General features: G+C 62.6%; 13 protein-coding genes. 5 read left to right on the plus strand and 8 right to left on the minus strand.

What is annotated here, in order from left to right; translation table 11 throughout:
* Positions 1–48: 48 nt before the first annotated feature.
* From J5J06_08310 to J5J06_08320, 3 genes are read left to right on the plus strand one after another with little or no spacing between them, the layout of a single operon-like run.
* A complete protein-coding gene (locus tag J5J06_08310; protein ID MCO6437076.1) occupies positions 49–630 on the plus strand; it encodes a response regulator in 582 nt (193 codons plus the stop codon).
* A 31-nt stretch (positions 631–661) separates the two neighbouring features.
* Positions 662–2,977: an HDOD domain-containing protein gene (locus J5J06_08315; protein MCO6437077.1), complete on the plus strand. Its 2,316-nt coding sequence runs from the start codon at positions 662–664 to the stop codon at positions 2,975–2,977.
* Positions 2,978–3,026: 49 nt separating this feature from the next.
* Positions 3,027–3,584, plus strand: a complete 558-nt coding sequence (locus J5J06_08320) for a response regulator (protein ID MCO6437078.1) — start codon at positions 3,027–3,029, stop codon at positions 3,582–3,584.
* Positions 3,585–3,701: 117 nt separating this feature from the next.
* On the opposite strand, the gene J5J06_08325 is transcribed toward J5J06_08320, so the two are convergent.
* The 4 genes from J5J06_08325 to J5J06_08340 form a co-directional block, all read right to left on the minus strand.
* Positions 3,702–4,109, minus strand: a complete 408-nt coding sequence (locus tag J5J06_08325) for a hypothetical protein (GenBank protein MCO6437079.1) — start codon at positions 4,107–4,109, stop codon at positions 3,702–3,704.
* Between the two features lie 150 nt (positions 4,110–4,259).
* A complete protein-coding gene (locus J5J06_08330; protein MCO6437080.1) occupies positions 4,260–5,945 on the minus strand; it encodes a hypothetical protein in 1,686 nt (561 codons plus the stop codon).
* Positions 5,938–6,693, minus strand: coding sequence for an ABC transporter ATP-binding protein (locus tag J5J06_08335; GenBank protein ID MCO6437081.1), 756 nt, complete (start codon positions 6,691–6,693; stop codon positions 5,938–5,940). The genes J5J06_08330 and J5J06_08335 overlap by 8 nt, the downstream gene beginning before the upstream one ends.
* Positions 6,694–6,713: 20 nt before the next feature.
* Positions 6,714–7,478 carry a hypothetical protein gene (locus J5J06_08340; protein MCO6437082.1) on the minus strand — a complete coding sequence of 255 codons (765 nt, stop codon included), beginning with the start codon at positions 7,476–7,478 and terminating at the stop codon, positions 6,714–6,716.
* Between the two features lie 272 nt (positions 7,479–7,750).
* Between J5J06_08340 and J5J06_08345 the strand changes: the two genes are divergently transcribed.
* Positions 7,751–8,458 carry a hypothetical protein gene (locus J5J06_08345; GenBank protein ID MCO6437083.1) on the plus strand — a complete coding sequence of 236 codons (708 nt, stop codon included), beginning with the start codon at positions 7,751–7,753 and terminating at the stop codon, positions 8,456–8,458.
* A gap of 91 nt (positions 8,459–8,549) precedes the next feature.
* Positions 8,550–9,410 (plus strand): formyltetrahydrofolate deformylase, encoded by an 861-nt coding sequence (purU, locus tag J5J06_08350; protein ID MCO6437084.1) that lies wholly within the window; start codon positions 8,550–8,552, stop codon positions 9,408–9,410.
* Between the two features lie 7 nt (positions 9,411–9,417).
* On the opposite strand, the gene J5J06_08355 is transcribed toward purU, so the two are convergent.
* From J5J06_08355 to J5J06_08370, 4 genes are all read right to left on the minus strand, one after another.
* Entirely contained in the window at positions 9,418–10,029 is a 612-nt protein-coding gene (locus J5J06_08355; protein ID MCO6437085.1) for a MarR family transcriptional regulator, read from the minus strand.
* Between the two features lie 309 nt (positions 10,030–10,338).
* Complete coding sequence (gene ribB, locus J5J06_08360) at positions 10,339–11,586, minus strand: 3,4-dihydroxy-2-butanone-4-phosphate synthase (GenBank protein ID MCO6437086.1); 1,248 nt, start codon at positions 11,584–11,586, stop codon at positions 10,339–10,341.
* Positions 11,583–12,224: a CDP-alcohol phosphatidyltransferase family protein gene (locus J5J06_08365; protein MCO6437087.1), complete on the minus strand. Its 642-nt coding sequence runs from the start codon at positions 12,222–12,224 to the stop codon at positions 11,583–11,585. The genes ribB and J5J06_08365 overlap by 4 nt, the downstream gene beginning before the upstream one ends.
* Positions 12,221–13,051, minus strand: coding sequence for a hypothetical protein (locus J5J06_08370; GenBank protein MCO6437088.1), 831 nt, complete (start codon positions 13,049–13,051; stop codon positions 12,221–12,223). The genes J5J06_08365 and J5J06_08370 overlap by 4 nt, the downstream gene beginning before the upstream one ends.
* Between the last annotated feature and the right edge of the window lie 13 nt (positions 13,052–13,064).

A 13,064-nucleotide genomic window follows, 5' to 3' on the forward strand; every position in this document is an offset into this window, starting at 1 on the left:
AATATGAACGTCCGAGATTCCCAAGGCAGCCAAACGGAGGGGAGCGCCATGGAAAACCATCGCAGCAAGACCGTTTTCACCACGGGCGAGGTTGCCGCCATCTGCAAAGTGAGCCAGCAAACGGTGATCCGGTGCTTCGACAGCGGACGCCTGAAGGGTTTCCGTGTGCCGGGTTCACGCTTCCGCAGGATTCCCCGCGAGTCGCTGATCCAATTTATGAAGCAGAACCACATCCCGCTGGATGCGCTGGAAAGCGGAAAAAAGCGCGTCCTTGTCGTGGATGACGATCCCGCCATTGTGGACATGTTCCAGGAATTGCTGGAACGGGACGGGCGGTTCGAGGTGGCCACTGCGAACTCAGGCTACCAGGCGGGCATTTTTACCGAGCAGTTCAAGCCGGATGTTCTGTTATTGGACTTCAAGTTGCCCGACGTGAACGGAACGGGGGTCTGCCGGACGATCCGGGCCAATCCCAGCTACGAGCACATCAAGATCATCGCCATCAGCGGTGTTGCCGATCCAGATGAGGTGAACGAGCTCATGGCGGCCGGTGCGGATGAGTTCATTCGCAAGCCGTTCGATATCAACCATGTGATCGAGCGCATTGAGCAGTTGGTCAGCGCCCAGTAGGTCATCACAGACTCCGGACAGCACACCGGGCATGAGTACCACCGCCGAGTCCACGCGCCCTCTTCCGTCGCGTAATGACGCGCATGCGGAGCGACTGCTCGCGCAGGTTGATCGACTTCCGACGCTCCCGTCCGTAGCCGTACGACTGCTTTCAGTGACAACCGATCCCGATTGCCGCATGGAGGAGGTGGTGCGCCTGATCACGGCCGACGCCGCGCTCACCGCGGCCGTGTTGCGGCAGGTCCGACGGGCGGATCTGGGAGTGGCCAACCGGGCGATCACCGTTGACCGTGCCGTGGGGCTGCTGGGTTTTCGGGCCATCCGCAACCTGGTGCTTTCGCTCACGATTTATGCCGCGATCCCTTCGCCCCCCGACGAGGACAGGGCCAGACGGGCTCGGCGCGATCTCTGGAAGCACAGCTTGGCCGTGGCCTGCGCCGCCGAAATGCTGGCATCGGATACGCGTCCGAAGTCTGACGTGGCTGAGGCGTTTGTTGGCGGCTTGCTCCACGACATTGGAAAGATGGCGTTGGACGCCGTGGCTCCGAAGGCATACGCGCGGGTCCTCGATCGCATGGAGCGATTTCACGGGAATTTGTGCGACGCGGAGCGAGAGGTCCTGGGAATTGATCACACCATCGCGGGAAAGCGCCTGACGAGCCGGTGGGGACTGCCCGCAGCCATCATTGAGTGCACGTGGCTCCATCACCACGTCTGCGAGGCACTGCCGGCGGCGACCGAGAACCCGGCCTTGGTCGCCTTGGTCCAGGTTGCTGACGGACTGGTCCGACGGCAGTACATCGGTCTATCCGGATCGGCGGGACACCACGAGGTGCTGGAGCGGGCGGCGCGGCTGGGCGTGTCGCCGGAAGAGCTGGACGACGTGGCCCGCCGTCTGCCTGACGCCATTGAACAGTATTGCGAATTCGTCGGGCTCGACACAGAGGTCAGCCGGACGTTGTACGCCGAGTCGTTGGAGCGAGCCAACGGTGATCTGTTCCGATTGAATAGTGAGCTTGAGGCGCGGAATCGCGAGCTTGCTCGCCGGGCGAAGTGTTTCGACATCATTCGCGATTTCGCGGCGGTTATCTCGGAGCAGAGCGAGCCTGCGGCAGTTTGCGCCGCCGCCGCGGAATCCATGCGCTCGGTGTTGGGCGTCGGCACGGTCGTCGTGATCGCAGCCGATGAACGAACCGGGCAATTTTACGGAGCGGCTGCGGGAGCCGCGGACTCACCCTGGCCTGCCGGATCGGGAACATTCGATGCGCTGGCGTATGGAGAGGCTCTTGCCTCTCTCTCTTCCCTCGCTCTTGACCATGCGCTGCAGCAGGCCGGGGGGGAGTTCATGCCACTGTGGCGATTCTGCACCGGCTCCTATCCGAACGGAACGTTGTGGCAGCTACCGCTCCCGCAGGCGGCCGGATTGGGCGGCGCCGTCCTTTTCCAGAGTGCCGAGGATGACATCGGCGACCTTCGCGGGGCTACGGCCGAGTGGCGGGCGCTGGCGGGGACGCTTGCCTTGTCACTGGCATCGGCCAAGGCGCGATACATTGCCGAGAGAACCAACGAAGAGCTCCTGGACGCGAACCGGCGGTTATACGAGGCCCAACGAGAGCTCGTGCGTGCCCGGACCGTGGATATGGTTGCGCAGTGGGCGGCGGGCGCGGCGCACGAGCTGAACAATCCGCTGGCCGTGATCAGCGGTCGGGCGCAGATGGAGATCGCCCAGACCGCGGAAGGTGATCCGCGGCGAAAGCGGACGCTGGAGCTAATTGAGTCCGAGGCGCGGCGGGCCTCCCAGATCGTGCTGGAATTGATGGATTTTGCCAAGCCCGACGCGCCCGAACCCGAGTCCGTTGTCGTGGCGACGGTGCTCGAAGCCGGACGGCAGCGCTGGCAAGCACGCTTTGACCTCAGAGACGGGCAGTTGGATATCCAGATGACCGACCGTGCCAGCACAGTCTGGGTCGATCCGACGCACCTGGAATCGGTGCTGGATGCGCTCATGGCGAACGCCGTCGAGTTTACGGACGTTTCCCGTCGCCGGATCGTGGTCAACTCGCCCTCGCGGTCTTCCGATGAGACAGTCCGGATTGTCGTCGAGGACAACGGCGCGGGTATGACGGCGGAAGTTCTGGAGCATGCCTTCGATCCGTTCTTCTCGAGTCGCCCGGCCGGTCGTAGCCGGGGGCTGGGACTCTCGCGGTCCTATCGACTGGTGGACATCAACGGCGGACAGATTTGGATTCGATCCACGCCACAAATCGGCACGATTGTCACGGTCGAGCTGCCCGCCTGCGCCGCAGGCAGCAAGGCGCGTTCCGCGCACATCACCCCCGACGCCTAGCTTGTGCTGCTCATGGCGCGCTCACTGCCCCGAAAGGGAGAGTGAGCCGATGACGCCGCGCGCCCCCAAGATCATGCTTGTCGTCGGCGATCCGGCCCTGCTGGAGTTGATCGTGGCTGCGCTGAGTCGGCGCATCGACGCGCAGATCACCTGCGTTCCGGATGCGTCGACCTGCCTCGACGTGGAGTTGAGCAGTCCGCACGATCTGGTCATCGCCGACCTCGATCCGCCGAACGAGAATATCCTGAAGCTCTGCGAGGAGCTTCGCGTATTGAGCAGCCGACCCATCATCCTCATGGGCGGCAATCCTTCGCGCGACGAGACGCTCGCGGCGCTGCGCCTTGGCGTGCGTGACTTGTTCATCAAGCCGTTTCCCGTGGTGGAGCTGCTCGACGCTGCGGAACGGGCACTGCTCGGTCAGGATCTTCATCGCCGTCACGTGCAACGGCACCGCAAGCTGCGTGAGCTGGTGCGACGAATGGTTCGCGATCGCCGGGAGATGAATCGCCGCGTGGAACTGATCTGCCGCGATCTAGTTGGCGCCCATCGCCGCCTGGTGCAGCGCGTTCTTGCCCGCGAACAGACGCAGGCGGCGGCGAGCAGCTAGGCGCGGAGTGCCGCGCGGCGAGTCCGTCCTCCAGCGCCATCCGAAAATCAGACTGCCAACGAACGTACCCCGTCTGGACTCGCTCTTTCGCCGGTGTGACGCAGGGCGCGGCCGTAATCAACTCAGCCAAAGTCCCAACAACAGAAGCACTGTGCCGAGCAGGACGCAGGCCCACCCCGAGTTGGCCGGAGTGCTGACGGCGCGTTTCGCAGCGCGGAGCTTTAGCGCGCCCGGCCGATGTGTGTTTTTCGATTGGGCTCGAACGGCTTGATCGATCAATGCACCGAGTTCTACGGGAGACAAACCAAGCTGGGCACCATATTGAATGATGCGGCGGCGCCGGGATCGGCTAAGCGCCCCGCAGCGGCATTCAAGCTCGATCAGCGACCGGAAGACGGCGTCCATATCGACCGGACCGCTGCTGAAGCGAGCCATATCGCCGGTCCCGTCGTCGCTACCGGTCGATTCGGTCCGTATGGCGTGATGACTGCATCGATGATTGTCGCGAATCGGCTCCCGCTGCATCAGCCCCCTCCTCCTTCGATTCTAGGCACGGAGGGCCCTGGTTCTCCCATTTGAGTAGCAGACGAATTCGCTGGCGGGAATATGCGACCGGCTTGCACCGGTTCCGCGTTGCAAGCAGCCTGATTATCGGAAAGCCAGCGGTCGGGAGAATCAGACTTCGACTCGCTCGAAATGGCGCCGCCCCAGGGACATGGCTCCGCGACCCACGGCGTAGGCCAGGACCATTCCCGCCAGACAGAGCAGGGCCGAGATTCGATCCGGCGGTGCGTCCTCGGCCAGATTTCCGGCGCGGTAGGTCGCCCAGCCGGCCATGACGAGAACGCCGGTCGCAAGAACGAGCGAGACCATCAGGTTGATGGTACCTCCAAGGCCATTGGCGATGCGCGCCGGGTTGGTTTCGCGGAATTGGGGGAGCCGGGCGCCCAGTCCCACGCTGACGCCGCACAGACCATAGCACATCGTGATGATCAGGCCGAAGTGCATCAGGGCCCAGGTTCGCTGCATGCCCAGCACGATGATCGCGGGGATCAACGCGGCTAGGCCAACCGACATTGTGACGGTCATGGCGAAGGCGAACTTGGCCCTGAGCACGCTGCCTCTTGGCATGGGAAGAAGTCCGACGAGCCAGAGCGTCTGCCCCTCCAGCGACACGAGGGGGAACACAAACCGGCACGTAAACGTTGCCAGAATCAGGGTCACGGCGCAGAGATTGAGGTATGGGATCGCCAGGTACCAACCATATCCGGAGAGGTTGGCGCGCAACGTGGGCATGTTTGACAGATACAGGGCGAGCAGGCCGAAGAGAATGGCAAGCTGGCTCCATTGCAGCGGATCACGGAAGAACGTGCGCAGGTCCTTGGCGGCGATCAGTCGCAGCGGCAAGGGCAGATAGGAGAACAGCCGTCCGGCAAGCCCGCCGGAGGAACGAACCGCCTGGCGCCGGGAACCGCCGGCGGCTACGGCCCGGTCGAGGGCATGAAACAACCTGCCGGAAACGACCCGGACCGCGATCCAACTGAGAAACAGCGCGTTCGCGGCCGTGACGCCGAGGTAGAGCAGGGCGTTCTCGAACCGCTCGTGCATAGCTTCATCGATGCCGGCTGCCACCCAGTAGTTGGGCATGAACGCGCTCTGCAGGATCGCCATCCGGGACTGGAAGTCGCGGAGCCAGACTTCGATTTCCTCGTTGCCCAGTTGCATCGAACGGATGCCCGCAAGCACGAGCAACGCAGCGACCACGCCGACGCCGACGAACAGGCCCTGCGAGACCCTCCGCGGGAAATACTCGGCCGTGAGCCAGGCCAGTAGCAGACCCAGCGACGCGGGGATCGGGATGAAAGCAATGAAAAAAACCAGGAAAAGGACATAGAAGAGTGGATTGTCCGTCTGCCTGGCCAGGGCGAGCATCAGTGGAATACCGAGCAGAACCAGGGCCCAACTGGCGAGGACGAGACTCTCCAGATATTTCAACGTGACGACATCGAGCGGTTCCAGCGGGGCGGAAAGCAGGTAAGCGGACTCGCTCTTGCTGAACAGCGCGGAATAGACGATGACCGCGTTGGACAGCGTCAGCAGAATAAGCATGGCCACGAAGAAGAAGTTGAATATCAGGGGAAAGGCGACTGTGGCCTCCAGCGGCGTGTGCCGCAGCTCCCGAAACACGCCCCAGAACATCCCGTACAGCCCGACCCAGATCACGGCGATCATTACCACGGAGAGGCTGAGACGCATGGGCGCTTCGTCAACGGCCTGCAGGATGCGGTTTCTCACACAGCGGGTGCGCACCCTCAGGAGAAGTCCGAGCATGGGGCGGGTGGCAGGGGGGGCGTCAGCCATCAGCCTGGGTCTCCGTCAGTCGCAGGAAGATGTCCTCCAGCGATTGTTGCTGTCGGGCCTGCGAGCGCAACTCGTCGAGCGTGCCGATGGCGATGAGGTCTCCGCGGTTGATGATGCCGATGCGATCGGCCACCGCTTCGGCAATGTCCAGCGTGTGCGTGCTCATGAATACGGTTCCGCCGGCGCGGGTGTGCTCCACGAACAGGTCCTTGACGGCGCGAATGGAGCGCGGATCGAGACCGACCATGGGCTCGTCGATGACCAGCACGGCGGGGTCATGGAGCAGCGCGGCCGCGAGAACGACCTTCTGCTTCATCCCATGGCTGTAGTTCTCGGTGAGCTGATCCAGAAACTCGAGGACATCGAGTCGCCGCAGGAGATGGTCGAGTCGGCGATCGCGCTGAGCATTCGACAGGCCGTACATCTCCGCGACGAAGTACAGGAACTCTCGGCCCGTGAGCTTTTCGTAAAGAAAGGGCAAGTCGGGCACGTAGGCAAGCTGGGCCTTCGCTGCGAGTCCGTTCTCCCCGATGGAATGGCCGCAGACGTGCACTCTGCCCGCGTCCGGGCGCAACAGCCCGACGATCATCTTGATGGTCGTCGTCTTGCCCGCGCCATTGGGACCCAGAAAGGCGAAGAGCTCCCCCCGGGGGACGGACAGGCTGAGTTCGCGGACGGCGAGCTTTCGCCCGTAGGACTTGCGAACGCCTTCCAGAAGTATGGCTATGTCGTTTAATTCGGAATGCATACTCGGGCTTGCTTACAGTTTCAGCGGAAGGAAAACCGCCGTGCGGCGGCCCGTGCGTCCTCGTCGTATAGCGGTTCGCGATCGATGCGAATGCGCCCTCCGATACCGAGCTCCACTTCCTGTCGATGGACCGTGCCCTTGTCATCCACCCAGGCCTTGGCGCCCAAGGCTTCCAGCACGAAACACTCCGCCCTTCCCATGTTTGTACTCACGAATTCCCGTCCGGTGACTTTCACCACGACGGAGCGGAACCTCTCACCCAATCCCGTCAGGACAGCCACCGGGTTGAAGACCTGAATTCGCCAGTGCTGTCCGACCTCGAGTCCTGCCATCGAGCTGAACGGGCTCAGCGCATCGGAGATGAGCGTGCCCTCGGTCAGCGGAAACTTGAATGTCCGTTGCAAACGACGCAGCGGTCCGTCCGCGAGCGTGAATGAGAAATCCGAATGAAAGCGCTCGCCATGAAGTGTCAGTTGACCGCTGGGATATTCCACCTCAACTGTGAATTCGTCGAGAATCCCGTTCGCCTGGAAGACGGCGTCCGTCGTGACCCGGAGGGGGGCGATGGGTAAAGGGAATCGCTCGATGAAGACAAGATCCGTCCGCCGGATCGACGTTTCATCAATCGTATAATCCGTCCACATTGTCCCCAGGCGGCCGTCGTCGTTTGCAATGGTGTACTGCGTTTTCCGACCTTGGGTTTGCAGCCATTCCGTGACCTTCAGCGGCGGAGCAGGGCGTGCCATCCATCCCGGCAGGACATCGCGGGCGAAGAGCCAGCTCATCGCCAAGATCCACAATGGAACGATGATCCATCCGGTTCCGCGGGTGAACAAGACTGACCTCTGGTAAACTGGGCGCCCGCGTCGGGCGCAGTACGCCGGCCATGCCGCTGCGACAGGGCGCGCGAAGCACGATGGATCAGGCTCCATGCGCCTTGGCCATCGGCTTTCGATCCGGGGCTTTGCATTGTAGGTTATGCCGCGTCGTATCGTCAATTTGGACATGGGCGCGAAGACGACGTTCGACAGTTGCTTGCAAAGGACGGCAGGAGATCATGCGCGAAAGCGAACCGGCACCGGGAAAGCGATCCGTCCGCAAGCGCGTGATTCGTCGCATTCTGCTCGTATGGTCGCTCGTCTCGGGTGCGGTCGGCCTGTCCATGCTCCTGGCATTCCAGTGCCGTCCCTCCTGGTACAATCCGGTGGCGGTTGGCGAGGAAGTGCTTCGCCGTGCCCAACGGGAATCGGCCGGGGTGATCGATGACACTGGCAGGCATCTGGTTCGCCGCGAAGCGTACGAGGTGTCCATCACCCAGCAGCAGATCAACGAGTGGCTGGCGGCCATGCCCAAATTATGGCCGCGGTGGGGGAACCGCCTTCCGGAGGACGTCCGGAATCTGGCCGCCAAACTCGAGCCCGGCCGTATTCGCATCGGCGCCCTGGTCGATCGCGGCGGGGTACGTGTGGTGTTGAACGGCGCCCTGCGAATCTCCCTCGCCAATAATGGCCACGCGGTCCGAATTCAACTGGAGCAGATCCGGGGAGGGAAACTGGCGGTTCCTCGACGGTTGATTTCGGCCGTTCACGGATTGCTCAATGATTCAGAAGGCAGCGATAACGAGCAGGGTACGTCGATCGTGGACCTGTTCGACGGCGTGGATGTCCCTAACGATTTCATCTGGCCCAACGGAGAACGGCGCTTCAGGATCGCTGACATCCGTATCGAGCCCGGCGGCGTTCACCTTCGGCTGGAGCCGCTCTGAGCGGTGCCTCATAAGCGCCCGGCGGCCTTTTGCCGATGAATAGACGGTCGCCGTTTGAGGAGCCGTTTTGACCAACAACAACCGCAACAACATTGAGCCGCCGCAGACCGCACGGCTGCTTATCTTCTGCCCGGATCAGCGGGGGATCATTGCCGCCGTTACGGCGTTCATCGCGAAGTACAACGGCAACATTCTCGACGCGGACCAGCACACCGATCCCCAGCGCAGCGAGTTTTTCATGCGTGTGGAGGTGGACCTTCACGGATTCGAACTCACGCGGGACACGTTTGAAGCGGCCTGGTCGCCGGTGTCCGATCAATACACCATGCGCTGGCGGGCATACTGGGGTAACCACCGCAAACGCATGGCGATCCTGACGAGTCGCGAGGGGCACTGCCTGAACGATCTGCTTTGGCGCTGGCGCACGGGAGAATTGAACGTGGATATCCCCTGCGTCGTCAGCAATCACCCCGACCTGCGGGACCACGTGGAGGCTTGCGGTCTGCCGTACCACGAGTTGCCGGTGGAAAATAACGACGTGAATTCACAAGAGGCGAGGGTGCTCGAACTTCTGGAAGACGCGCGGGTCGATTTCGTGGTACTGGCACGGTATATGCGAATTCTCTCCGGCACGTTTGTGGCGCGGTACCCGGAGCGCATCATCAATATTCACCACAGTTTTCTGCCAGCGTTCGCCGGACCCAGACCGTATCACCGCGCGTACGAACGAGGCGTCAAGATCATTGGTGCTACCAGCCACTACGTAACAGAAGTCCTCGACGATGGGCCGATCATCGCCCAGGCGACGCTTGCCGTGGACCACCGTGACACGGTGGCCGATCTGGTCCGCAAAGGGCGGGACCTGGAACGCGTGGTCCTCGCCACGGCCGTTCGGCAGCATGTTGAAGATAAGATACTGGTGAGTCAGAACCGGACAATCGTCTTTGATTGACCGGTGCCTACCGGCGTCCCTTCGTTCGCGCCGTACGCTTCGTTCGACCGTTCGCCGGTACTTCCTCCCCTTCCAGTGGACAATGCGCATGGCCGCCGACAAGCACGCACGTGCGGTCTTCGAAGGCGCCGCACTGCAGGCAATAGTGCTCGACTTCGCTGTTTGCCTGGGCAAGATGAGCAGCAATGTTCTGAAGGTTCTCGGCAAGGTTGTCGGCCGAACCGACGCGCGCGTCTCGTAATGCGGCGCGGACCAGATGCCGCTGCTGCTTGTTCACCTCTCGCGCCAGGCGTCGGCCCTGCTCGGTCAAATGCAGATTCACTTCGCGGCGATCGGTCTTGGCGCTGAGGCGATTGACGAGCTTCGCACGGACCATGGAGTCGATCAGCTGAGTGACGGCCGGTTTGGACACACCGAGATAGCGTCCAACCTGGGTGGCGGTGTGCCCTCCGCTTTGCGCCAGGAGGCGGAGAATCTGGACCTTTGAAGCGGAAAGCGGCTCACCCGCCGCGCTCTCGACGGCCTGCGTCTCAAGCACATGCTGCACGCTGCGCGAGAAAACGAGAATGGCCTTGAGGAGCTTATCCAATGACTTTGTCGACTGTACAGCCGTGGGCATAGACCTACCTCCAGCGATGGGGAAATCTGGCTTGCGTCAGCGCGAACCGACCCTGGAACATTGACGACCCGGTGTCACTTCCGGGGAAACCGGCCGGAGGTTACCTCGGCCCGGAGGTCGACCTGCGCGGTCCGGATTGCGTTGTGCCGACAACGATGACGACACACCCGGTTCACTTCACCGCAAAGTCATAGCGTTCCTGCAGGAGGCTGTCAAGTTTATTGCCTGAACGAGTTTAGACGCCGTTACAGCGCCGGCTGGAAGAATGTGACGGGCGAGAGTGCTGAAGCGACAGTTTACGGGCTTCGCCTACACCCCGTTAAGATTGTGGCCCATTTTCTCCTTCTTGGTTCGCAGGTACGCCGCGTTGTACAGGTTTGCCGGGAACTCCAACGCGATTTGCTCGGCGATTTTTACACCGTAGACCTCGAGTCGCTTCACCTTCTTGGGGTTGTTGGTCAGGATGCGGAGTTGCCGTAGCCCGAGATCGCGGATGATGTGCGCCCCGACTCCGTAATCCCGGCGATCCACGGGCAGGCCGAGTTTGAGATTGGCCTCGACAGTGTCCAGGCCACCGTCCTGAAGCTGGTACGCCTTGAGCTTGTTGTGCAGCCCGATGCCCCGCCCCTCCTGGCGAAGATAGATGATGGCGCCTTTTCCGGCATCCTGCACCATCTTCATGGATGCGTCGAGTTGCTCGCCGCAGTCGCAGCGGGCCGAGTGAAAGACATGGCCCGTCATGCACTCGGATTCCACACGCACGAGCACCGGTTCGTCGTGAACGATCGGTTGTCCGTCTGCACCCAGGTCGCCGACGCCGCCACAGCACAGCGCCAGGTGGGGCTCCGGATCAACCGGCGAGTGGTAGGCGATCAAGGTAAACTCGCCAAAGGATGTTGGGAGCTTTGTCACAACGCCGCGATGCACAAACGGCTCACGCATCATGCGGTATTCGATGACGTCCGCAACGGTGTACATGCGCAGGCCGTGGCGCTCGCAGAATCGGACCAGATCCGGCGTGCGGGCCATGGTGCCGTCGTCGTTCATGATCTCGATGATCGCTGCGGCGGGGCGCAGACCGGCCAGCCGACAAAGATCGACCGAACCTTCCGTCTGGCCTGCGCGGACGAGTACGCCGCCATCGCGTGCCATCAGGGGGTTAATATGTCCGGGGCGAACCAGGTCCGTCGGTCGCGAATCGGGCGCGCAGGCGACCTCGATGGTCCGCGCACGATCGCTGGCGGATACACCCGTAGTCACGCCGAACCGTGGATGGGCGTCGATCGTCAAAGTGAATGCCGTTCCGTAGCGCGTCGTGTTCTGCGAGGCCTGGAGTGGCAGATTGAGCTCTTCGCAGCGCTCTCGCGCCATCGCCAAACAGAGCACGCCGCGGGCGCGGGTCAGCATGAAATTCACGGCCTCGGGTGTGATGGCCTGCGCGGCGACGACCAGATCGCCTTCGTTTTCCCGGTCAGCGTCATCTACCAGTACGATGAACCTCCCCTGCCGAAGGTCCTCGAAGGCCTGCTCGATGGGGGAGAAGGGTGAGTCCGTCATACGGAACGCTCCTGTGCGAGGCGTGTTGATTCGCGGCGATCGGCCTGAATTCCGGCAATGAAGTAGTCTATCACCGCCGCGACGGCCAGACCACTGGCCATCCACCAGACTGTAGGCAAGGTCCGTACCACCGGCGACGGAAGATCGGGCGCCGCGAGCACCAAGCCCACCAGCACCAATTGGAACAGCGTGCAGACCTTTCCTGTCAAACGGGGGCGGTCGAGCCCGCGCCCGATTTTCAGATACAACGCGGCCAGCCCGAGCGTCACGACGATGTCCTTGCCGATCACGATCGCCGGGACCCACCAGGGAACACGATGTCCCGGAACCGCCGTCGCAGGTATCGCCAGGAGGACGAGGGCGACGGCGATCAGGAGCTTGTCGGCCAAGGGGTCCAGGACGAAGCCTGCCCGGCTTTGCTGCCCGAGCCTGCGGGCGAGGTACCCATCCAGGGCGTCGCTCACCGCCATCACGAGGAAAAGGCCGAAGGCGACGCGTCGCCAGAATGGATCGGCGGGAAACTCGATGAGGATCAGGCTGAGCGGAAGGAGCAATACCATCCGTGCGGCACTGATCGCATTCGGCCAGGTCAGCCACTCCGGCCTTGACGGGCGGCGGTTGGTCGAATGCTCCATCATTCGGTTCGCCGGGAGACCGCCAGATCGTCGACTTGTGCGGATGGCTCGCTCGCGGCGAGCAGGATTGTTCCGATGTCGGTAAGGGTTTGTGGTCGTTCCGCGGTGTAATATCCGCCGTGGGGGGCAACGGCGACGACCGCGGGCAGCGCAAGCTGACCAAACGCGGTCTCCGTGCGCTGTGACCAAGGCCAGCCGACCGTCACGCGGCGAATCCGCCAACCGGCGAGGCGACGGCGGATCTCGAGTCTTTCAAGAAGGGATCGAACTTGCCCCCAGTCGCCGGTCATACGTCTTGCGTAAACGACAAGAGTCGGTGAGGAGCTACTCGTCAGACGTTCGAGCGAAACATCTGCGGCGCGTTCCCAAGCTAGACTTCTTTCGCGCGGAAGCAGATCATCGCGCACCGGCGTGGCGCCCGGGGGATTGGCACGCTCGAGAAAATTCAGTACCTCGCCGGTAGTTTGAATACCCGACACGGCATGGTACGTCCCGTCTCGGTGGACGATGATGACCGCCGGGGCCCGCTCCACGCCGAATTGGGCCACATAGCGCCGGTCCGGCTCGGAGGAACGGAACAGCTTGCAGCAGGTGTACGGTTTCAGCGCCTCTCTCAAGCCTTCGTCCCGAAGGAGGTCGCGAAGGTCGTCGTGCACGCCGGGGCGGGTGTTGTCGTAATAGATGAACAGCGGGGTATCGGTTCCGCGGGCGGCTCGCTCGGCCGATTCGAAATCCGTGCGCCAGCGCATCAGCGCGCCAGTCGGGCCGAGCGCGCATGCGCCGCTCAGTCCAAGGACAGCCGCCGAGAGGAAAACTCGAATCCAGCGCATCGTGCCTCGATCG

This window comes from Phycisphaerae bacterium, from assembly GCA_024102815.1.
Classification (GTDB): domain Bacteria; phylum Planctomycetota; class Phycisphaerae; order UBA1845; family UBA1845; genus JAGFJJ01.

Bases quoted from the DNA above. Each gene is read 5' to 3' on its own strand.
- J5J06_08315 (MCO6437077.1), top strand. From the start codon at position 662: ATGAGTACCACCGCCGAGTCCACGCGCCCTCTTCCGTCGCGTAATGAC.
- J5J06_08320 (MCO6437078.1), top strand. From the start codon at position 3,027: ATGACGCCGCGCGCCCCCAAGATCATGCTTGTCGTCGGCGATCCGGCC.
- ribB (MCO6437086.1), bottom strand. From the start codon at position 11,586: ATGACGGACTCACCCTTCTCCCCCATCGAGCAGGCCTTCGAGGACCTT.
- J5J06_08340 (MCO6437082.1), bottom strand. From the start codon at position 7,478: ATGAGCTGGCTCTTCGCCCGCGATGTCCTGCCGGGATGGATGGCACGC.
- J5J06_08365 (MCO6437087.1), bottom strand. From the start codon at position 12,224: ATGATGGAGCATTCGACCAACCGCCGCCCGTCAAGGCCGGAGTGGCTG.
- J5J06_08310 (MCO6437076.1), top strand. From the start codon at position 49: ATGGAAAACCATCGCAGCAAGACCGTTTTCACCACGGGCGAGGTTGCC.
- J5J06_08330 (MCO6437080.1), bottom strand. From the start codon at position 5,945: ATGGCTGACGCCCCCCCTGCCACCCGCCCCATGCTCGGACTTCTCCTG.
- J5J06_08345 (MCO6437083.1), top strand. From the start codon at position 7,751: ATGCGCGAAAGCGAACCGGCACCGGGAAAGCGATCCGTCCGCAAGCGC.
- J5J06_08370 (MCO6437088.1), bottom strand. From the start codon at position 13,051: ATGCGCTGGATTCGAGTTTTCCTCTCGGCGGCTGTCCTTGGACTGAGC.
- J5J06_08325 (MCO6437079.1), bottom strand. From the start codon at position 4,109: ATGCAGCGGGAGCCGATTCGCGACAATCATCGATGCAGTCATCACGCC.
- J5J06_08355 (MCO6437085.1), bottom strand. From the start codon at position 10,029: ATGCCCACGGCTGTACAGTCGACAAAGTCATTGGATAAGCTCCTCAAG.
- J5J06_08335 (MCO6437081.1), bottom strand. From the start codon at position 6,693: ATGCATTCCGAATTAAACGACATAGCCATACTTCTGGAAGGCGTTCGC.